Consider the following 21,516-nt stretch of genomic DNA (forward strand, 5'->3'; position numbering starts at 1 on the left):
GCGCTAACGCTTGACAATTATCATCCGCCGCGGCGGATTCTTATTTTTTCAGTTTAGTGAAGTAATTTTTTACAACTTCGAAATCATCAAAGGGATGTTTCACCCCGTTAATTTCCTGGTACTTTTCATGTCCTTTCCCGGCAATCAGAATAATATCTTTTGCCTGTGCCAGGGAAACAGCAGTTTTAATGGCCTGGTCGCGATCCAAAATGGAAAGGACCTTCATACTTTGGTGTGCTCCGACACCAGCTTCCATTTGTTTCAAAATTTCAGCCGGGTCTTCTGTTCGAGGGTTATCTGAAGTTAAAATGACCTTATTACTTAATTCACAGGCTATTCGCGCCATTTCAGGTCTTTTCATCGCATCGCGATCGCCACCGCAACCAACTACCGTGATAACCTGCTCGTTTCGCGTGCGAATATTTTCAATCGTTTTTAAAACATTCTCCAAAGCATCAGGCGTGTGGGCATAATCCACAACTGCAGTGATATCCGTTTCGCTCTTGGTGAATTGAAATCGTCCGTCAACAGCTTCCAATTTGCTGAGAACCGTTAAAACCTCTGTTGAATCGGAATCCAGCAACTGGCTGATCCCATATACTGTTGCGATATTGTATGCGTTGAAATCTCCTATCAAACGCGTCCACAATTCGATTCCATTCACTGTCAGAAGCAAACCGCTGAAACTGTTCTCCAAAACCTTTACCTTGAAATCTGCATGGCTTTTCAGCGCAAATGTGGAAACCTTAGCTTTGGTATTCTGAACCATCACCATTCCATTCTTGTCATCTGCATTGACTAAAGCAAAAGTATCTTTCGTTAATTCATCAAAGAAGGTTTTCTTGGCAGCAATGTATTCTTTGAAAGTGCCGTGATAATCCAAATGATCATGCGTAATATTCGTAAACGCACCTCCTTTGAAAACCAAACCTGCAATCCGGTGTTGAGAAATAGCGTGGGAACTTACTTCCATGAAACAATGAGAACATCCCTGTGCTACCATGTCTGCCAGCAAAGCATTCAATGCAATCTGATCCGGTGTTGTATGTGTCGACGGAATAACTTCTTTACCAATTAGATTCACAACTGTGGAAAGTAATCCTACTTTGTACCCCAACTCTGTATACAAATCATGCAAGAGAGTGGTAGTCGTCGTTTTACCGTTTGTCCCGGTAATACCAACCAACTGTAAGGACTGGGACGGATAATCGTAAAACGCATGAGCCAGCTCTCCAAGAGCCAAAGCTGTATTCGGAACAATCAGCAGAGTTACATGTGCCGGAACTTCAACAGCTCTCTCGGCAACAATTGCGGTGCAACCTTTCCCGATAACCTGAGAAATAAAGTCGTGCGCATCCACTCTTGTTCCTTTTACGGCAATGAAAAGCGTTCCTGAAACTGCCTTTCTTGAATCTGAAACAAGCGCAGAGACAGTCACATCAGCTGGGCCGATCCACTGAGTAACTTTCGTTGCTTTTGCTATTTCATTTAAGGTTTTCATTCCAATATTAATTCCATTAATCCTCCCCGAACCACTGGTGATCCGGCAGGAATTGTTTGTTTTACTACTCTTCCGCTTCCACGGACATACACATGCATTCCCAAATGCTCGATCAGGTAAACCGCATCTTTCGCTGTTAAACCCGACACACTTGGAACTGTAGTTGAAGAGATCTTTCGGGGAACAATCGAGATATGAGAATCTGAAGTCCGAACCCGTGACCATTCGCTGTAAGCATCCATTTGATATGGCAAATGCAAGCGTTTCAATACAACCAGCAGGTCATTGATGTTCCCGTCTTTGATCAGTGGAGCATCATCCACCCGTTTTTTCTCTTCGTTGATTGCTTTGTGGTAATTCAATGAATTGGAATAGACCTTATTTGCAATAGCCGAAAACACTGTTCCCGAAACAGTTGCCCCATAAATATCTTTCGATGGAGCAGCCACAACAACGATACAAGAGTAAAGCGGCTCATCTGCCGGAAAATATCCAACGAAAGAGGCCTGATATGTTTTGTTTCCATCTTCCCCGTAACGACCATCTGCATTTTGAACTACCGCAGTTCCCGTTTTACCCGCAATATCGAAAAGAGCCGATTTCAAAGCACTACCTGTTCCGCGCTTCACAACTCCCTTCAAACATTCCTGCATCGATCGCAGCGTTTTATCGGAACAAATTTTCGGACGAAGTACAATCGGTTTAAATGTTTTCACAATACGTTGTCCGCGGCGAATATGCTCTATAAATTGCGGACGAACCAAGGTCCCGTTGTTTGCAACCGCGTTGTAAAATGCCAAAGTTTGCAAAGGCGTTTGCTGCACTTCGTAACCGATCGACATCCAGGGAAGAGAAATTCCCGACCATTGTTTCGTTCCCGGTGCATACAATGTTGGTCTGGGCTCACCTTGTAAATCAATTCCAAGTGAATCCCCGATTCCAAACGAACGCAAACGATCAATAAACACCTGCGGATCATTGCGGTATGCCCTGTGAATGACACGCGCAATCACGTTCGAAGACAATTCAAATGCTCTGCGGATAGTAATTCTTCCATAACCGTACGGATTCGAATCTTTCAATTTCAGGTCGTAGAATTGATATTCGCCAACCGCATTCACCGTATCATCCAGGCTGATCTTTTGATCTTCAAGGGCCGCCATCAAGGCAGCCAGCTTAAAGGTAGAACCCGGAACTTCTTTCGTCCCGATTGCGTGATTGTACAATTCGTGGTACTCACCATCAGAAGCCATTTGTAGATTTGATACCGCGCGAACAAAACCGGTTTTTACATCCATTACGATAACACAACCACTTTTCGCCCCCTGGTTTTTCAACTGGCGATACAACTCCGAGTGCGCAACTTCCTGGATATCCATATCAAATGAAGTAATCAGATCAGCTCCTTCAATCGGTTCGCGAATCATTTTACCTGTCCTTTTCCATCCCGAAGAAATGCGCTGTTCGATCTCTTCCCCCGGCTCACCGGCCAGAACCTCATTAAAAGCTCCCTCAATACCAACACGCAACTCTTTCGAGCCTCCTTCACTTGCACGATAATACCCAAGTGTTCTTTTCAGGATTTCGCCATGTGGTCTTTTCGATACAAAATGCTCTTCCGTATCAATCAAACCACCCTTGTTTCTTCCCAGCTTAAAAATAGGCAGCTCTCTCAAGCGATTCCGCTGCTCATTTGTTGCTTTTAACTTAATAGTTATAAATCGTCGCCCTCTGGACCTTCCCTTCCGGATGTAATTTTCAAAATCACGTGCAGAAGTTTCACGGAACACCTTATTCAAGCCCTGGCACAAATCGCTGATCTCCTTATCAAAGATCTCCTGATCCACTACACTAGGATCCATGTGTATGTCAAAGAACGATACCGATGTAATCAACGGCGTATAATTTCTATCTAAAACCTCCCCCCGACGCGGGTATTTTTTCACCGTCCGGGTGGGAATTTTTTCTTTTGTAGCTGTAAACAGCGAAGCACTGCCTTCCGACTGGATCATGATTGTTTTAACAACCACTACAATCAAGGCAATGAAAAAACCTATGTAAACCAGGTAAGCCCGCCACATCAAGTCTTTTTTATCACTCATTGTCTGCCCGCTTTAATCGTATTACTTTCGCCGGATTGACCGTTTCCTTCAACCCCCTTTTTTCCAATGCCTGAACCAAGCGATAACGCGAAGTCGATTCTTCCAAATGCGCTTTGTTCTCAATATATTCAGCAGTCTGTGCATCCACATCCGCCTGCAGATCCGTAATATCTTTCTGTAATTGTTTCCCGTAGTACCCTTTCGCGACCATCAGCATCAGCAACAACAGAATAAAGAAAATGAAGGTTAAATTATTCAATACGAAATCCCGTGTAAGGATCTCCCCGTTCAACACCTGGATCAAAATATTCTGACGACGCGGCTTTGCAGCTGCAGTCGGCTTAACCTTTTCTCTGGGAGTCGAACTGTTTTCCATTTTCGGCTTTGCCTCAGTTTTCTTCACCGACTCTTTTTTACCCGGCTTCTCTTTCGGCATTTCCGTTGAATACTTTTCACGAGATGATTTCCCCCGCACAGCATCCATCGGATTCACATCCTCCCGTTCCCTGTACTCATTTTCCATCTTCCACTCTTTTAGCAATCCTCAACTTCGCACTGCGCGCACGTGTATTTCGCTGAATCTCCTCCTCACTCGGTAGGATCGGCTTTCTATTCACCTCTTCAAAAGGCTTCAATACTTTCCCGAAAAAATCTTTCTCAATCGAACCATCCAGGCTCCCGCGCTTCATCAGGTTTTTCACCAAACGATCCTCCAGGGAATGATATGACATCACCACCAGGCGAGCATCCGGCTTCAGCACTTCAGGTGTTTGCAACAGGAATTTCTCCAACACATCCATTTCCTGGTTCACCTCAATTCGAAGCGCCTGAAACACCTGCGCAAAGAATTTATGATCCTTAAACTTCGGAGCAACCGGCATCAAAGCCTCCATCAATTCCCCGGTCGTTTTGATCTTAGACCTGTTTCTCGCTTTCACTAATTCAACAGCAGTTTTGAAAGGATGATCCAATTCACCGTATTTTCTGAAAATCGCAGCCAATTGTTCCTCATCGTAGGTTTGAACAATTTTCGCAGCGGTAAAATCGCCCGCCTGATTCATACGCATATCCAACACTTCATTGGAACGAATTGAAAACCCGCGCTTCGCATCATCAAACTGATGAGACGAAACCCCCAGGTCAGCCAGAATCCCGTCAACAGCAGGAATCCCCATTGCGCGTAAATGATTTTTCAGAAAAGCAAAATTGGCCGCTACAAAATGAAAATTCGGAGCTTCCCATGCATTTGCCCTAGCATCCGGATCCTGATCAAAAACAATCAGCTTTCCTTTTGGAGAAAGTTTTTCGAAAATTGCGCGGGAATGGCCGCCACCACCAAAGGTAACATCTACGTAAATCCCATCCGGATTAATAGCCAATCCATCAAGACACTCCTGCAACATGACAGGCACGTGATATGTCGCGTCGTTATTCGTCATCATTCCCCAAATCACCCATTACTTCATCTGCCAAATCAGCAAAATCAGCCATGTTTCCATCAATCAGTTGGAAGTACTTAGACTTGTCCCAGATCTCAATTCGGTCGTTGTATGCAATCAGCATAACATCTTTATCCAAACCCACACGCTCCATATGCATTACCGGAATCAAAACGCGACCTGCATTGTCCAGCGCGATTTGCTTTGCCCCCTGATGGAACAAGCGGTAAAACATTCGGTTTTGTGGTTTGAACAAATTCAGCTTTGACAATTTCACTGACAATTTTTCCCATTCGTTCATGGGGTAAAGAGTCAAACATTCTTCAAAGCCTTTATTCAACATGAATTGTTCCTGAGCTTCCGGAGAAAGTTGCTTGCGTAAACCAGCAGGAAAAAGGAATCTTCCTTTTCCGTCCAGCTTCACCTCAAATTCTCCTACAAGTCCAGCCATAGCTATTAATAATGGGTAAAATTAGGGAGAATAACCCACTTTTTACCACTCAATTACACTTTGTTGATAACTTCTAACGTTAACAACACTTACAAGGTTACAAATTTTTAATCAAATCTATTGATTTTGCTGATTTTTTATGATTTCAAACTGAAGTGGTAAAAAGTGGTAAGTAATGACAAATTGTGGAAAAATAGTGGTTTTTGACACATAATAAATGAATAAGATCCGGGACTTCCGAAGCGAGAAAGACGGGGAAATAAATATTTGATTAATAAGGGTTTGCTTCCTTATTAGTCAAACAAAAAACGAATTCAATCAGATTAGCATCGGCTTCTTATTCCATATTTGGATCCTTAAAGCGGAGAAGCTGCCCTTTAAAAGAGAAGTTTATGGGACGAACAAGAGTAAAACTCCAAGAATCACTTTAAAATCCCTGAAAAATGAAAATTTTGACAACATTTTGAAGAAATAGAAGAAAACGTGAAATACACTGAATAACAGCTGCTTACGGTGTAATTCAGCAAAGTAATGGAATACAAAATCGATTTACTTGCGGAAAACCACATTTTCATTTTCAGTATTTATACGGTTGTACGAACGGAACTAACAGTGTACATTTGTCATACACTATTCGCAACGAGTCAGAGACGAAGCTGAACAGGCAAACCGTTTTGAAAAAAAATAGGGACTCTGTCTGACAGCTATCAGATGACTTTTAGAACTGAATACGACTGGGAAATTCGTTAATCTTCGAAGATTTTCAACTTTTCCAGTCGATTCACCAAAATTGCTTAGATAAACAAAAGATATTGAGCAGCATGTTTTGTCCAAAACAAAACAGTATGACTCGAAGATACTCTTACGCAAGAGTTAGTTAGGTTAAGTTGTAGTAGAAAAGCCCCGTCGTTTACGCCGGGGCTTTTTCCTTATGTGAGAAACCGTCTCCAAAAATCCGGCAGGGGCTCTTGAAGTTCTATCCATTGATCAGAAAAGGGCTGCCTGAATTTCAGACTATGTGCATGCAGAAATAATTCGTCGATACCCAATTCGTTTTGGAAATAATGATTATGATGACGATTTCCATATTTCGGATCATTAATGATCGGATGCGCAATTTTGTTTGCATGAATACGCAGCTGATGCATTCTTCCGGTAACCGGAATCATTTCCACCAGGCTATAGCGCTGTTTTTCGTAAGGCGGAATCAGATAGTCCCGTTCAAATTGCTCCAGGCATTTATACTTTGTCAGTGCTTCTTTGTAGTTCCCCCTGTCATTCTTTACCGGAGAATCAATCACTCCTTCTGTTTCCACATGACCACGTAAAAGTGCCAGGTATTTTTTTTCGATGACCCCGTTTTCGAATAAAAGCTGGAAACCAGCAACCCACTCTGCTTTCTTCGCAAAAAGAATCAGTCCGGAAGTTTTACGGTCCAGTCGGTGCACCGGACTCGCTTCTATCCACCCCTGCTCCCGGATCAAATCAGTCAGGGAAGTTTCTTCAATATTCCTTGCGTAGTATGAATGATGCACAATCAGGTTGTTGGGCTTATTTACTACCAAACATTGTTCATCTTCATAAATAACCTTCACCTGTTGCTGACCCACGATCCTATTTAATGATTGTAAAGGTATTCCACAAAAGTTAGAAACAAAAAAACGTGGAAGAAAGTCTCCCACGTTTCAGGTTGGTTTTTGGTTTTAATTATTCGATCGTTACTGACAATTGGTTCACGCGCTCTTTACCGAAATAGTAATTTTTCCCATTAATTGTTGTCTGCATTAATTTATAAGGGACAATCATTGCTACAGAACTGCCCGCACTTAAACCGCTTAATTCAGAAGCAGAAAAAGTACAGGAGTTCACACTTCCAGCCAGTGTTTTTGACACATTTCCGATAATAAATAAGGTAGAATCCGCAGCAGAAACTGAAGAGCAACTCAATGTATATCCGTTCGCTTTAGTCACAGTGGCAGAACTTGTGATTGCTGATCCGCTGGGGAAAACCAGGGAACTTGCATCGTAAGTGAAAGCTGCATGTCCGTTCCCACCGGAAACTGACCAATCCGTTGAAGAAGAGAAATCCAATCCGGTTGGCATGGTCTGATTAGGCGCAAAAGTATAAGCGTTGTTTGAAGATGCAGTTAAATTCTGAGAATTAACCGAAACCGTTCCTACATTCACCAGGTCAGTTGTTCCATTCATAAAGATCCCAACTGCTGTTCCAATCTCAATGGTAAAACCCTGAACCGTGCTTGATGATTTAATTGCCCACATCACCCCGTCGGCGCCGATTGGTGTCGGCGTAGTGCTTCCGGTTGGTGTACTTACCGGAGTTGGAGCCGGTTCTTCCGGAAGGATATCTTCCTTTTTGCAAGAGGATATTAACATGCTCAGTGAGCAGACTAAAACAAACAAACTTGTCTTTGAATTTTTCATAAGTTCTTAATTATTGGTTATTACAAACTTAGTCCTGTTCAATAAACCATTCAATACTTCATTTGCCGTATTTTGAAGGCTTACGTTAAGCCAAAATATTCTCTTAACTTTGCAGTCAAATACAGAAGTAATGATTATCAAGGACGCCAAATTCATCATCAGCAATACAGACATCAAACTTTGCCCGACAGACGGAAAGCCCGAGTACGCTTTTATCGGTCGTTCGAACGTTGGGAAATCTTCCCTGATCAACATGCTGGTTGATAAAAAAGACATGGCGAAAACTTCCGGCAGACCGGGTAAAACGCAATTGATCAATCACTTTTTAATTAACAACGAGTGGTATTTGGTCGATTTACCGGGATACGGGTACGCAAAAGCTTCGAAATCGAGTAGAAATCAGTGGGAAAAATTCATTTCTGAATTCCTGACTAGAAGAGAGATGTTAATCAACACCTTTGTACTGATTGATTCGCGTCTGGAACCACAGAAAATAGATTTGGAATTCATGACCTGGTGTGCCGAAGAGCAACTTCCGTTCTCCATCGTTTTCACGAAAATCGATAAACTTTCAAGTTCCGCATTGCAGAAAAACCTGGCAGCTTATAAAAAGGAAATGCTGAAGACCTGGGAGGCACTTCCTCCGGTTTTCACCACATCCAGCGAATCCAAGTTTGGACGTGAAAAGATCCTGAATTACATTGAGCAGATTAATTTCGACCTTGCGGAAAGCAGGAAAAATAATTAAAGGCGGGCAGTTAAAAGTCTAAATGTCCGGACAGCTATCTGGATATAAATTGTCAAACTTTTCGAATTCAATCCATTCTTCCTTTGATCGTAACTGCGATTGTATCTTCTAATTTTGTAAACTCAAAATCAGGAAAATCTTTTAGTAATTTCTCATTAGAGAATTGAGAGTCATTTTGCGAACTGCGGGCACTTTCCTTGGTAATTGTGGGTCGTTTTCCCTGAAGCCTGCCAAGAATACCGGACAAACGCCATGCAAAACGGATTAGAAAGGGCCCTGCTAACTTATACGGAGCTTTCACATCCAGCTGGCTGCAGATCTGATCAAACAATTCTTTAAACTTAAGATTGGAACCTGTAACCAGGTAACGTTCCCCGGTTTTTTGAGTTTCAACCAGTTTTAAAATGAATCGTGTGACATCCCGCACATCCACAAAGGCATTAGAGCCTTTCGTATAATATTTCAATCCTCTATGGAGTGTTCTGAATATTTTTAAAGAACTTTCTTCCCAGGATCCGGGACCGAACATCACACTCGGATTGACGATAGAAACATTCAGACCTTCTTCCTTTGCACGCCAGACCTCTTTTTCCGCGCTAAATTTGGAAAGGGAATATCCGCTCACCTCATCGTTGGGATTCCACAGGTTTGATTCGCGCTTCAGGCCATCCGTGAATTGCGAGTCGCTTCCTATTGCCGCCGTTGAAGAAACATGAATGAATTGATTTACTTCCGAATTCAATGCAAAATTGACCATATTCGCAGTCCCTTGTCTATTGACTTTGAAAAGCAAGTTAAAGTCCCTTCTGTGAAACGAAACAAGTGCAGCACAATGAACTACTTTCGAAATGCCACGCAAGGAATCTTCAACATCCGTCAAATCCAATATATCCCCTTGAAACCAACTTAATTTTTGAAGTAATGTTTCTTTTTGTTCCGGATAATAGAAATCCAATAAGCGATAAACTATTTCTTTCCTGGTTTCCTCACGAAACAGTGCCCTTACCTCATAGCCTTTATGAAGCAATTCAACGACCACATGTGATCCGAGAAGCCCGGTCGATCCAGTTACTAAAATCATTCCCACAAATGTAATCAGTTATCTTGAGTGGAAAATAGAATCGCAAGATTATTAATTTGAATATTCTATCAGAAAAAATGAATATTTAACGATTATGGGAAAACATATTATTTTTTTAATTAATTGGTTTGTGCGTACATTTGCATTATGAAAAGGAAAAAGCTACTGCACGTCCTTTCAATTCTTGCGTTTATGAGTTCATGCCAATCGGAATATGAGCGCCAGGTAGAATATGCGCAAAAATTAGTTGAAAAGGAACGTGGATTATTAAATCAAATGGGGGAAATGGAAACCATTTCTCACAGTTATACAACACTGGAGGCAATCCAAGAAGAACTTTCCTTTCGTTCACATCTTTCCGGAAATGAAGAGTTATTCAATGAGCAGGTTGCCAATTACAGAACTGATTGTGAAATTCATGCGAACCGGGAACAAAAATTAATTTCAAAGTTTCCTTAATCGATGTTTAATTCGGTCATCGGATCCCAAAAGATTTCTTTCCAATTTACAATTTGATCGTTCCGGACTTCTACTCCATCTGATTTGAGTAATTCTTCCATCTTTGTCGGTGTTTCAAAGTGCATTTTTCCAGTTAGCAAACCGTTTCTGTTAACGACCCTTTGAGCCGGAACATTTTCCAGTTTGTGAGCAGCATTCATTGCCCAGCCCACCATTCTGCTCCCACTTTTCGCTCCCAAATACTTGGCAATTGCACCATACGAAGTGGCTCTTCCGCGGGGAATCAGCCGTACAACCTGATACACCCGATCAAAAAAATCAGCATTTGCTTCGGAGAGTTTAATTGGTTTTACCATGACTTAAAATTAATTTAAAAAGATCACTTCGACTCCCCTCAGTGACCTTTTTGCGATTGAAAATTAGTTATTATTAGATAGGTGGCCGAGCGGAGTCAAAATCACCGAGCTAAATTTTCAATTCCTGTGTAACCTTTAATAATTTGACGCATTATGGAAGTAAATCCAAAAGCCATGAAAACCGCAGTTTTATTAGGTGGGCTACTCCTTATTTCCAGCTCATTATCAGCACAAAGTATCGATCCTCCCGAAGAAAGTCAATTACCAAGTTGGGAATTGAAAGTTTACCCGAACCCAACAAGTGATTTACTTATGATTTCTTCTTCCCTGGAAATCAAAGATGTAACCTTAATCGATCTGAATGGCCAGGTCTTGAAAAATCATGCTATGCCAAACTGGTGTTATTCACTTCATGACTTACCCGCAGGATGGATCTTTGTTTACATAGAAAGTGCAGACGGACGAATCGAAAAGAAAAATGTCTATAAGAATTAGAATGTCAGATTAACAAGTTCAAAAAGATTTAAAGCAGGCACGTGATCATTGCCTATAAATTAATTGAAATCCTCTCGGCTTAGCCAGGGGATTTTTTTATTCCTTTGCATTTATCCAAAAAAAAGGAATCATGAGAGCACTTCTTACCATTGCATTATTACTTATTTCCAATTCGTTTATGACTTACGCCTGGTATGGTCATTTGAGAGACAATGCAGATGCTAAAAAAACGGGGATATGGGTCTTTGCAATAACGATCCTAACGAGCTGGGGAATTGCCTTCTTCGAATACATTTTCATGGTTCCGGCTAATAAGTTGGGTTACCAGGGAAATGGCGGACCATTTTCACTCATCCAGCTAAAGATCATCCAGGAAGTTGCCTCCATTCTTATCTTCATGGTTTTTTCGTTGATCTTCTTCAAGGATGAAGCTCTCAAATGGAATCACGCAGTAGCTTTCTTATTGATATTGATCGCTGTTTATCTTGTATTTAAGAAATAGTTGTAGTTCTTCATTCAAGGTTGCATCCCGATAGCTATCGGGATCGCGATATTGCGAACAGCTCTTATACAGCAAGGGATACAGACGTATTATATTCCTGATGTTTTCAAATCAGCGGATCATTTTCAGAAAAGTCAGCCACATGATTTTTATATCCTGGCTCAGGGTCGGATTAGCGATATATTTTTTATTCAATTCAATTTTGGCCGGCATAATTTCATGAATATAAGTTTCTCTCGGGTTTTCGGATTGACCCAGCAATTCATTTTCTTTGAAATACTCCAGCGAAGCATAATCGGTAATTCCGGGCTTAACTGAAAGCACCATCCGCTGGTCGGAGGTATACAAATCAACATACTCCTGTACTTCCGGCCGGGGGCCAACAATACTCATTTCACCCGTTAATACATTTATAAATTGCGGAAATTCATCCAGTTTTGATTTCCGGATAAAATAACCCACACGTGTGATTCGCGGATCACGCATGCCTACGGTTAATTTACCTTGCTTGTCGGCATCCACGCGCATGGTGCGAAATTTCCACAATTTGAATAAAACACCGTTCTTCCCTACTCGTTTCTGGCGATAAAAAGCTCCACCTTTGCTCTCCAAAACAATAGCCAGGCTTATCAAAATTCCAAACGGAAGAAAAATAGCTAAAATTATCAGCGAAACGAAGATGTCGAACAAGCGTTTCATCATCCCAATACTGTTTTAACTGCTGTTTTAACTGCTTGAATCACAATCTGAACCTGTTCGTCAGTCAGATCAAAAAACACCGGCAATGTGATCTCGTTTGCATAAGCATTCCAGGATTCCGGGTAATCTTCTATTTTATATCCTCTCTTTTTATAAGCTGTCAAAATTGGGAGCGGTTGAAAATGAACATTCACGGATACGTCCTGATCAAAAATTGCCTGCATGATCGCGTCTCTTTGTGGCTCGGAAGCCCCTGCAATTCTCAATTGATACAAGTGATAACATGTTTCCCGTTTCTCATCCTTCAATTTAGGAAGAATGGCCCATGACTCATTCTTTAATCCGTCGTTATAAGCCAGGCAAATCGTTTTTCTCCGATCCATATTCTCCTGGAAGCGGTCCAATTCCACTAATCCGATGGCCGCCTGGATATCCGTCATGTTACATTTGAATCCCGGTTCCTCAACATCATAACGCCAATTCCCTTTCTGTGCTTTTGCCAGCGCATCTTTACTTTGACCGTGAAGAATCTTGATACACAGCTCTTTGTAGATCGCTTCATGATCGAAAGTATCCGGTAAATTAATCGACATGGTTCCTCCTTCAGCCGTTGTAAGGTTCTTTACTGCATGAAATGAAAAACAGCTGATATCAGCAATACTTCCGGATCGTTTGCCACCATAAGTTGCACCAAAAGAATGAGCTGCGTCCGACGCAACCAAAATACGTCCTAATTTCTTCTGATAATCCGAATTTCCCTGGAACATGCTTTTTATAGCCGGATCGTTTACAAGTGCAAATATTCCATCGTAATCACAGGGGAAACCGGCAATATCAACGGGCATAATGACCTTCGTTTTTGGAGTAATCGCTTTTCGGATTGCCTCCACAGAAACATTAAAATCATCCGGATTAATATCAACCATGACTGGTTTTGCCCCGGTATGGATCACCACATTCGCAGAAGCACAATAAGTAATTGCCGGGATAATCACCTCATCTCCGGGACCAATTCCCCACCAGCGCAATACGACCTCCATTCCTGCTGTCCAGGAATTTACTGCAACAGTGCACTTGTTTCCACAATACTCGGTCAATTGTTTTTCAAACAACTTCGTTCTCGGACCTGTTGTGATCCAGCCTGAAGTTAAAGCCCTGGTTACTTCATCAATTACTCTTTGATCTATTCTGGGAGGTGAAAATGGAATCATTGCATTAATTTTAAATAAAGTTAACCAAAAAAATACGGGGTAAATTACAAGCGAGACAAATAGAGGCCCCACTTATGTATTTAAGCATTTAATGTTTTCAGAAAGTTCGAAGCAATTACATCACGATTGAATTGAAACTCAGCATATTTTCTGCCATTCTTACCCATTTCCGTGGCCAATTCCGGATTATCAGCAAGCAGTAAAACATTTTCGGCCAAAACGGATGCGTTTTCAGGTTCAACAAAAATGGCAGCCTGGGCCTTATCCACAAAATGCAATCTTGCTTCACCATTTACTCCCAAAAGAATAGGAACTTCCATTGCCAGCGTTTCAAATACTTTAGAAGGAATTGCTCCTTCAAATAGATCCAATTTCCTAAGTGGAATGACCGCAACGTTGATTTCCTTCAAAACACCAGGCATTTCAGACTTCTCAACCGGAGGCAAAAAATGAACATTTGTTACCTTCAGTTCCTCTTTCAATTGCAACAACCGTTCTTTTTCCGGCCCTGCCCCCTGAATGATAAATTGAATTTCGGGACGATTTTCAAGCAGCTTAGCAGCGTTCAGGATCACATCCAATCCTTGGGCATAACCAACAACCCCGCCGTAGAAAAATAAAATATCGGATTCTTTGAGTCCGTTTCTTTCACGGTATCCAATCTTTTCGATTTCAGCCGGGTTGTAAAAGCTTAAATCGACGCCATTAGGAAGCCAAACCACTTTTTTCTCCGGAAAGCGTTTTGAGATATCATCTACAATTCCTTGTGTTTGCCCGGTAATCAGGTAAGATCTCCGATAACACTTAGCTTCCAGCCTGTAAGCCAGCCCCAATAAGAATTTATTTGTAACCAAGCCCAGTTTTTCTGCGCTTTCAGGCCAAAGATCAGAGACATTAAAAATGAGCTTTGCATTTAATTTCCTGGAAAGTCTCATGGCAGAGTATCCCAAAAATAAAGGTGGCGATTCCACCATTAAAAAATCGAAATTTTCCAATTTCTTGCCTCTTCTGCAGGATGTATATACGAAACTAAAATAGTTAAGCAGCCGTTTAATTATTCCTTTGGAATCAGAAACATAAATTTTTGATCTGTGAACCGGAATTCCATCGATGACTTCCTCCAAAATCTTTCCATTTTTATATTCTTCATGGATTTGCATTTTGGGGTAATTAGGCATTGCCGTGAGTACTTCTACATGCATTCCTTTGGCTTTTAAACGCACAGCCAATTCATGCAATCGATTTTGCGGGGCACCTATCTCTGGAGGATAATATTGGGTTAAAATCAATAATCTGGATCCCATCAGTTTTCTTAATTTTTATAGTTCAAAATCAGGTCGATCATTAATTCCGCAGCATTTCCCTCCCCAAAATAAGTTAAGCGTTCGCTCGTCGGATTAAAGTTCTTAATCGCATCTACTATTTTCTGTTCGTTTGCTCCCACCAGGATATTCCAGCCATTATCAACAGTTTCAACCCATTCGGTTTCATCTCTCATCGTAATACAGGGAATTCCCAAAAAGAAAGCTTCTTTTTGAATACCTCCGCTATCCGTTACAATTTTCTTAGCTGTTGATTCCAAACGTACCATGTCCAAATATCCAACCGGATCTATCACCCGGATGTTATCACCCAGCTTTAATCCGTAATCGGCAATATATTTCAATGTTCTGGGATGCAACGGTAGAACAACCGATTCATTACACGCATTTAAGCCTGCAACAATAGCAGTTAGTCGCTCCAAACTATTCGTATTTTCAGCCCGATGAATCGTACACAATAAAAACGATCCTTCCTGAAGCTGAAGCTCATCAAGGATCATGCTTTTTTCCCTGGCGATCTTAGTAAAATGTAAAATTCCATCGTACATAACATCTCCAACTAAATGAACACCCTTTGTTATCCCTTCATTTTTCAAATGATCAACAGCAGTTTGAGTCGGGACAAACAATAAATCCGAAATATGATCAGTTAAGATTCGATTTTGCTCTTCCGGCATTGCCTTGTTAAAACTTCTCAGGCCTGCTTCCACGTGAATAACCGGAATCAATAACTTAGATGCCGCTAAAGATCCGGCAATTGTTGAGTTGGTATCCCCATAAACCAAAACGAAATCCGGTTTTTCAATTTCCAATACCTTCTCAATTTCCGCCAGCATTGCACCTGTCATTGCGCCGTGTGAGCCCGAGCCAATATTTAAATGATATTTTGGATTCGGGATATTCAATTCTTCAAAGAAAACATCCGACATATTTGCATCGTAATGTTGCCCGGTATGAACTAAAATTTCATCAAAATACTTACTGAATGTTGAAGAGACAGCAGCCGCTTTTATAAACTGAGGTCTTGCGCCTAAAATTGTTACGATTTTTAATCTTTCCATTGAGGACAAAATAAACTATTTCCTTTGAATACTCGAATATTTTCTCTTTATAAAGACTAATTTACTTTTCATTCATTCCAAAATTCATGATTTAAATTGATCAAAAAAAACTATCTTCGGTTTTTATTTTGTGCGCTTATACCCGATATGAAAAGCATCCTTAACTATATTCTTTTTTTCACCCCTTCTTTTCTTAATAAACCAATCAGGAGGATTATGGGGCAAAAGATTGGAAAAAAAGTACGTATCAGAATCGGGACTTTACTTACTGCAAATGATGTTATTATCGAAAACAATGTAAGCATTGGTCCTTTCTGTATAATAAAAACAAAAAAGCTGAGAATCGGTGCTTATTCGAAAATCCAACCGCTATCTATCATCTCCACTCAAAATGTTGATTTCAGAAAACATATTCATATAGCACCATTGGTTGTTATAAAAGGTGAACAATCTAAAAAATCATCTATTATCCTGGATGATCACAGCAGGGTTTTTCCTTTTTGCTGGATTGATACGGGGCATGGTGTTGAAATAGGAAAGAATGTAGGAATTGGTGGACATACATTGATTTTTACTCATGGTGTATGGCCAAATTACCTGGATGGTGCCGGAGTGTCTTTTGGCAAAGTGGTCATTGAAGACAATGTTTGGATTCCATGGCGAGTTTTTATTCTTCCAAATACACATATCGGTACCAATTCAATTGTTGGAGGAAATTCTTTACTGAACAAAACTTATCCACCAAATAGTTTAATCGGAGGCAGTCCGGCAAAGATTATAAAAGAAAATATTGGTCAGACTATCAGTCCCGAAGAAAAATTGGGGCGTTTCAATGAAATTATTCATGCTTACCTGGATTATAAAGACCTTCCTATAGCGGAAAAAGAGAAAAATAAAATCAATTTAGACGGGATTATTCTATCTATCGACTCAACTGATAATCTCCCCGAAGGAGCAATCCTTGTTTTATTAAACAGCTCTCTCAGCCAAACGGAAATTGATGTATTGAACCAAAAAGGAATTCATATTATTGACCATCTGAACAAACAGTTAATCAAAGCTTCCAAATCAAAAAAACTGGATGAATTTGTATCCTATTTACGCCGTTATGGTGTAAGACTTTATAATAAATAAATCAATGAGTATTGTACTAAGAGTTGATGTAGATAAACCCTACGGTAATCATACTATTTTTCGTAAAATAATCAGTAAGTTGATGGAAGATTACGCAGGATTTGCTTTGACGAGTTCTCCAGCATATCTTTCTCATCAAATTCAATTCCTTGAATTTTGCAATAAGAACTCTGTAAAGGGCTATTTTTACTACCGTACGTGTACAAGACCAAACGAAAAGGTATTGAAATTAATGGCATCCGGGAAGCATAAGACCGGCTTTCATGCTGAAAACACAAGAACGTTTGAAACATTCAAATCTGAACTGAATTCTTTTCGAAACAAGTTACCAGGGGTCAACGTTAGTACTTTTTCAAAACATGGATCCGGAATATTAAAACTAGGAAAAAATCATTACCCACCTTTTGAACCGGAAAAGTATCTGAAATGGGCAAAAGAACTTGATTGTGCTTTCCCTTCAGGAAATGGTATCTGTGAATCTGAAGAAGACTTAAGTGATACAAACGGTTTCTACGAAAAAATATTCTGGATCGAGCCAGATTATAGGTTGCCTGGCTTTGACTCTATTAAACAATTAGTTGAAACAGCAAAAAAACAGCGTGTCGTAATTCTAATACATCCAGAGAACTATATAGCACGAAAACAAGTTGCTGACGAATTCAAATTACTTGTTAAACTGGCTAAAGAAGAAAACATTGAGTGGGAAATGCCCTATTAATCAATTTTTCCGGCGAACACTTGAATGAATTCTGCTTAAAGAAGCGCTGTCAAGGTAAGAAATCAACACAGCTTGGTGTTTACCATGAAAAACAAACATACTTCCCGCTGCTACTGCTGTAGCCCCAATTTCAATTGCCTGGCATAAATGGTCAATCGTTCCTGCGCCACCGGAAATAATCAAGGGGATTTTCACAACTTCCCTTATAAGTTGAATCAATTCCAAATCATATCCGCTTCTTGTACCTTCCCTGTCAATTGAATGAATTAAAATTTCTCCGACTCCCATTTGATCCAGTTTCCGGGAAAAATCGGCAAGATCCAAATCAGTAGCTTTTGTTCCTGATTTAGAATACAAACGATATTCACCGGAAGGTGTTTTTCTGACATCCAGTGAAACACAAATACTCGAACTTCCAAATTCGCTCACTGCCTGCTTTAAAAACTCCGGATTCTCGAAAACTTCCGAACCGATAATTACTTTTTCTATTCCGATTTGAATGATCTTACGAATATCCTCTATTGTTTTAATACCTCCGCCATAAGTCAATGGCATAAAACATTCTTCCGCAATCTCCTTCAACAGTCCGAAAGGAATTGGAGTTCCTTTAACGGAAGCATCAATATCCAGAAAAACAAGTTCATCCACTTCCTTTTCATTGAAGATTCGAATCGCATTCAAGGGATCTCCTATATACCTTGAATTCTGAAACTGAACTGTTTTAACCAAGCCGCCATTCTGAAGTAAAAGAACCGGAATACATCGTGGTAGAGCCATCAGAATTCGGAAATAAAATTGGTTAATAACTGCATGCCGAATCTATGGCTTTTTTCAGGATGAAACTGAACACCTGCAATATGTCCTTTCAGAACTGCGGCATCAAATTTATGAATGTAATCAGCTTCCAAAACAACTTCATTGCGATTGCTGCATTTTACAAAGTATGAATGAGCAAAATAGAATCTCGTTTCTTCGTCAAATCCTTTCAACAGTTTATTTCCCTGTTCGGGTGCCGAAACATAATCCCACCCCAGGTGCGGAACAGGAAATGATTTATAATCCGTTGAATTGAACTTTTTACTTTCCAGATCGATCCAGGAAAGACCAGGTCGGATTCCTTCCTCACTTTTCATACCCAGTAACTGCATTCCCAGGCAAATTCCCAGTATCGGAACTTTATCTGTCAAAACTCGCTGATTTAAAACCGGTATCAACCCTCTTTCATTCAAATTATTCATTCCCTGGTCAAATGATCCTACTCCTGGAAGAATAAGTTTACCTGCAGCCGAAATTTGCTCCTTATCACTGGAAATTACAGCGTCAAAGCCTATAAACTGGAGCATGTTCTTTATCGAGCCTAAATTTCCCAGGCCATAATCAACAATTACTATCATGCTAAAGAAGTTCAAAAGGTTTAAAAAGTCTAAAAGGTTCAATTTGAACATCTGAACTTTTTATATTCTCCAATTCAAATATACTTTTATGCAGCATCTGTCTTTATCGTTTTGGTGAGTTTCAGGAAAAGAAGAATGATAATCAAATAGATGATTGACAATAAAACAGAATTAAAGCCCAGAATCCAATGAAATGAATCAAATCCCGAATCGGTTAAATTCAGTTTTCCCATCGTTTTTAAAAGAATCGGAAGAACTCCGAAATTAAACAACTGGAAAAATGCTACTATCAAACCGAAACCAAACATCAATTTTTGTTTAGACAATACCAGGGATAAGGATGAAATGGGTGAAACAATGAAATTCAGCATTAAAGCAGGGGCCAGTATTTCCGCAATTCTTCCTGCTTCCCTCCATTTCTCACCGAAAACAAACCCAAAAAGATCACTTCCAAAAAAGAAAAGTACTGTAAATGGAATAATCGAAATATAAAACAGGGTTCGGAGTGTTTTTAAAGTCAATGGATAGACAGCTTGTTTCTTATTGAACAATTCAGAACTTTTATTGAAAAAGACTTGTCCCAGGGACTGACCGAAGAGTGATAAAGGCAGTTTTAGCATCAAATACGCATAACTGTAAGAACCAAAAGTTCCTTTCCCATAAAACTCCACAATAAATGCAGCTAATGCCAGGTCTACTCCCAGATCCAATAAAACATGCGGCAAGTACACCGTCGGATACGATTTGTAGTTTTTAGCCAATATGCGCATTCTTTTCAAATCACTGGAAGAAGTATCTCCTTTTTTATTCGATAAAAAGGTCCTGACGAAAGAAAAAACGGATAAAAAAGATCCGAGCAGTGTTCCGAAAATCAATCCGAAAGAACCCCAGTTCAAAAGACCGAAGATTAGTCTCAATGTATTCACTGAAACAGAATTAACCATGCGCTGGATGGAGATCTGTCGGAAAAGTTTTTTTCTCACCGACCAGTTTGTTCCCAGGTTGATCCAAACACTGACATACGCACTCAAGACTGAAATCACCAGGAACACGTAATTGGAAAAACTATATGGTTTGAGCATATAATAAGTCAGTCCGACCAGGAAAACCGCCGTGAGAACAATCAGCGAGATCCGAAATGACAAGCGATATAATGAAAATGCGTGATTATCCTGTTTTGCAACCGGAAGGGTTGCTTCATAACGGGCAGTTGCAAATGCTGCAATAAATGCAACCAATCGCGTATAAACTCCCAACTCCCCCATATCTGCCGTGGAGTAAATTCGGGTGAGTACAGGATAAATGAGGTAAGCAATCAACTGAGCAATTACGGTACCTGTCATTAAAGTCAGGACAGATTTTACAAAGTCAGATTTTAATGCTTTTATTTGCATTGCAACACATGACGAAGGTATTCATTAATTCCTTCTTCAAAGGTATATAGGGGTTTATAATTCAAATATTGCTCCATCTTAGCTGTTGAAGCCAAGGAATCCTTAATATCTCCTTTTCTTGGGGGTCCGTAAGTAATCGTACTTTTCGTTGTTACACCCAATCCTTTCAATTCGTCCTGCATGCTCTGAATCAGATCATTTAACGTTAGACTCCGTCCACATGCTACATTGTAAGCCTGACCTAAAGCTTCCTTGTCTTCTGAAGCCAAGGATAACAAATTTGCATAAATTGCATTATTTACATAGGTAAAATCTCGCGATTGTTCCCCATCTCCATGTATAACAATTTCCTCTCCCCGAAGCATTTTATCTAAAAATTTCGGGATAGCAGCAGCATAAACACCATTTGGATCCTGGTACGGACCAAACACATTGAAGTACCGTAAACCAACTGTTTCCATTCCATACAACTGATGATAAACCTGGGCGTATTCCTCGTTTAGTCTTTTAGTAGCCGCATAAGGAGAAAGCAGTGCTCCTTCCTGGCCTTCTTGTTTGGGCGAGGTAATGGAATCTCCGTAAACAGATGAGGAACTCGCATAGACAAACCGTTTTACATTTGCCAATTGTGCCTCATGAAGAATCGTTAAAAAACCAGTTGCATTAACGTGATGGTTTTTGAAGGGGAATTCTATAGATCTCGGAACAGACCCTAATGCGGCCTGGTTAGAGATCGCATCCACATCCTTTAATAAATGCCTGTAATCCTCCGGATTACAAATATCTCCGTTTACAAAACGGCAATTTTCGTATTGGGACAATCTATCGACATTCGACTGAAGGCCTGTTTCCAAATTATCCAAAACAATAACAGAGGCCCCTATTTTCAATAGTGCCTCTGCCAAATTTGAACCAATGAAACCGGCACCACCGGTTATCAAAATGGTTTTATCTTTTAATCTCTGTATAATCTCAATGGGGATATTCACTATCAATCACATTTATTA

Annotated in this window: 23 protein-coding genes; 6 read left to right on the top strand and 17 right to left on the bottom strand. The window is 40.3% G+C overall.

Annotated features, from left to right (window positions below):
• Positions 1–40: 40 nt before the first annotated feature.
• From K0S23_RS14375 to K0S23_RS14405, 7 genes are all read right to left on the bottom strand, one after another.
• On the bottom strand, positions 41–1,501 hold the full coding sequence (locus K0S23_RS14375; RefSeq protein ID WP_300358743.1) for a UDP-N-acetylmuramoyl-L-alanyl-D-glutamate--2,6-diaminopimelate ligase: 1,461 nt from the start codon (positions 1,499–1,501) through the stop codon (positions 41–43).
• On the bottom strand, positions 1,498–3,603 hold the full coding sequence (locus K0S23_RS14380) for a penicillin-binding protein (protein WP_300358746.1): 2,106 nt from the start codon (positions 3,601–3,603) through the stop codon (positions 1,498–1,500). Before K0S23_RS14380 ends, K0S23_RS14375 begins: the two co-directional genes overlap by 4 nt.
• Positions 3,596–4,126, bottom strand: a complete 531-nt coding sequence (locus tag K0S23_RS14385) for an FtsL-like putative cell division protein (RefSeq protein WP_300358748.1) — start codon at positions 4,124–4,126, stop codon at positions 3,596–3,598. The genes K0S23_RS14380 and K0S23_RS14385 overlap by 8 nt, the downstream gene beginning before the upstream one ends.
• The gene (rsmH, locus tag K0S23_RS14390; protein WP_300359057.1) at positions 4,116–5,042 is read right to left on the bottom strand and encodes a 16S rRNA (cytosine(1402)-N(4))-methyltransferase RsmH; all 927 of its coding nucleotides are present in this window, start codon (positions 5,040–5,042) and stop codon (positions 4,116–4,118) included. Before rsmH ends, K0S23_RS14385 begins: the two co-directional genes overlap by 11 nt.
• Positions 5,032–5,493 (bottom strand): division/cell wall cluster transcriptional repressor MraZ, encoded by a 462-nt coding sequence (gene mraZ, locus K0S23_RS14395; RefSeq protein WP_300358751.1) that lies wholly within the window; start codon positions 5,491–5,493, stop codon positions 5,032–5,034. The genes rsmH and mraZ overlap by 11 nt, the downstream gene beginning before the upstream one ends.
• A gap of 929 nt (positions 5,494–6,422) precedes the next feature.
• Complete coding sequence (locus K0S23_RS14400; RefSeq protein WP_300358753.1) at positions 6,423–7,103, bottom strand: RluA family pseudouridine synthase; 681 nt, start codon at positions 7,101–7,103, stop codon at positions 6,423–6,425.
• A 97-nt stretch (positions 7,104–7,200) separates the two neighbouring features.
• Entirely contained in the window at positions 7,201–7,935 is a 735-nt protein-coding gene (locus K0S23_RS14405) for a hypothetical protein (RefSeq protein WP_300358756.1), read from the bottom strand.
• 130 nt (positions 7,936–8,065) lie between these two features.
• Here K0S23_RS14405 and yihA point away from each other — a divergent pair, with 130 nt between their 5' ends.
• Positions 8,066–8,683 (top strand): ribosome biogenesis GTP-binding protein YihA/YsxC, encoded by a 618-nt coding sequence (gene yihA, locus K0S23_RS14410; protein WP_300358758.1) that lies wholly within the window; start codon positions 8,066–8,068, stop codon positions 8,681–8,683.
• A 67-nt stretch (positions 8,684–8,750) separates the two neighbouring features.
• Here the strand turns inward: yihA and K0S23_RS14415 are convergent, their stop codons facing one another.
• Positions 8,751–9,764, bottom strand: coding sequence for an NAD-dependent epimerase/dehydratase family protein (locus K0S23_RS14415; RefSeq protein WP_300358760.1), 1,014 nt, complete (start codon positions 9,762–9,764; stop codon positions 8,751–8,753).
• Positions 9,765–9,911: 147 nt separating this feature from the next.
• Here K0S23_RS14415 and K0S23_RS14420 point away from each other — a divergent pair, with 147 nt between their 5' ends.
• Positions 9,912–10,223, top strand: a complete 312-nt coding sequence (locus K0S23_RS14420) for a hypothetical protein (protein WP_300358763.1) — start codon at positions 9,912–9,914, stop codon at positions 10,221–10,223.
• On the opposite strand, the gene K0S23_RS14425 is transcribed toward K0S23_RS14420, so the two are convergent.
• On the bottom strand, positions 10,220–10,579 hold the full coding sequence (locus K0S23_RS14425; RefSeq protein WP_300358765.1) for an MGMT family protein: 360 nt from the start codon (positions 10,577–10,579) through the stop codon (positions 10,220–10,222). The genes K0S23_RS14420 and K0S23_RS14425 overlap by 4 nt on opposite strands.
• Before the next feature lie 174 nt (positions 10,580–10,753).
• Between K0S23_RS14425 and K0S23_RS14430 the strand changes: the two genes are divergently transcribed.
• Complete coding sequence (locus K0S23_RS14430; RefSeq protein WP_300358768.1) at positions 10,754–11,074, top strand: T9SS type A sorting domain-containing protein; 321 nt, start codon at positions 10,754–10,756, stop codon at positions 11,072–11,074.
• Positions 11,075–11,204: 130 nt separating this feature from the next.
• Positions 11,205–11,576 carry a DMT family protein gene (locus K0S23_RS14435; RefSeq protein WP_300358771.1) on the top strand — a complete coding sequence of 124 codons (372 nt, stop codon included), beginning with the start codon at positions 11,205–11,207 and terminating at the stop codon, positions 11,574–11,576.
• A gap of 111 nt (positions 11,577–11,687) precedes the next feature.
• Here K0S23_RS14435 and K0S23_RS14440 read toward each other — a convergent pair whose 3' ends face one another.
• From K0S23_RS14440 to wecB, 4 genes are all read right to left on the bottom strand, one after another.
• Positions 11,688–12,278, bottom strand: coding sequence for a sugar transferase (locus K0S23_RS14440; RefSeq protein WP_300358772.1), 591 nt, complete (start codon positions 12,276–12,278; stop codon positions 11,688–11,690).
• The gene (locus K0S23_RS14445) at positions 12,275–13,486 is read right to left on the bottom strand and encodes a DegT/DnrJ/EryC1/StrS aminotransferase family protein (RefSeq protein WP_300358774.1); all 1,212 of its coding nucleotides are present in this window, start codon (positions 13,484–13,486) and stop codon (positions 12,275–12,277) included. The genes K0S23_RS14440 and K0S23_RS14445 overlap by 4 nt, the downstream gene beginning before the upstream one ends.
• 80 nt (positions 13,487–13,566) lie before the next feature.
• Entirely contained in the window at positions 13,567–14,790 is a 1,224-nt protein-coding gene (locus K0S23_RS14450) for a glycosyltransferase family 4 protein (RefSeq protein WP_300358776.1), read from the bottom strand.
• A gap of 8 nt (positions 14,791–14,798) precedes the next feature.
• Positions 14,799–15,869 (bottom strand): non-hydrolyzing UDP-N-acetylglucosamine 2-epimerase, encoded by a 1,071-nt coding sequence (gene wecB / locus K0S23_RS14455; RefSeq protein WP_300358779.1) that lies wholly within the window; start codon positions 15,867–15,869, stop codon positions 14,799–14,801.
• 216 nt (positions 15,870–16,085) lie between these two features.
• Here wecB and K0S23_RS14460 point away from each other — a divergent pair, with 216 nt between their 5' ends.
• Both K0S23_RS14460 and K0S23_RS14465 read left to right on the top strand, forming a co-directional pair.
• Positions 16,086–17,003, top strand: coding sequence for an acyltransferase (locus tag K0S23_RS14460; RefSeq protein WP_300358782.1), 918 nt, complete (start codon positions 16,086–16,088; stop codon positions 17,001–17,003).
• Between the two features lie 4 nt (positions 17,004–17,007).
• Complete coding sequence (locus K0S23_RS14465; protein ID WP_300358785.1) at positions 17,008–17,721, top strand: hypothetical protein; 714 nt, start codon at positions 17,008–17,010, stop codon at positions 17,719–17,721.
• Here K0S23_RS14465 and K0S23_RS14470 read toward each other — a convergent pair whose 3' ends face one another.
• The 4 genes from K0S23_RS14470 to K0S23_RS14485 form a co-directional block, all read right to left on the bottom strand.
• A complete protein-coding gene (locus K0S23_RS14470; protein WP_300358787.1) occupies positions 17,722–18,498 on the bottom strand; it encodes an AglZ/HisF2 family acetamidino modification protein in 777 nt (258 codons plus the stop codon).
• Positions 18,498–19,115 (bottom strand): imidazole glycerol phosphate synthase subunit HisH, encoded by a 618-nt coding sequence (gene hisH, locus K0S23_RS14475; RefSeq protein ID WP_300358789.1) that lies wholly within the window; start codon positions 19,113–19,115, stop codon positions 18,498–18,500. Before hisH ends, K0S23_RS14470 begins: the two co-directional genes overlap by 1 nt.
• Before the next feature lie 86 nt (positions 19,116–19,201).
• Positions 19,202–20,458 carry an oligosaccharide flippase family protein gene (locus tag K0S23_RS14480; RefSeq protein WP_300358791.1) on the bottom strand — a complete coding sequence of 419 codons (1,257 nt, stop codon included), beginning with the start codon at positions 20,456–20,458 and terminating at the stop codon, positions 19,202–19,204.
• A 41-nt stretch (positions 20,459–20,499) separates the two neighbouring features.
• On the bottom strand, positions 20,500–21,498 hold the full coding sequence (locus tag K0S23_RS14485) for an SDR family NAD(P)-dependent oxidoreductase (protein WP_300358793.1): 999 nt from the start codon (positions 21,496–21,498) through the stop codon (positions 20,500–20,502).
• Positions 21,499–21,516: the final 18 nt, after the last annotated feature.

It is taken from the genome of Fluviicola sp. (assembly GCF_029266855.1).
GTDB lineage: Bacteria > Bacteroidota > Bacteroidia > Flavobacteriales_D > Crocinitomicaceae > Fluviicola.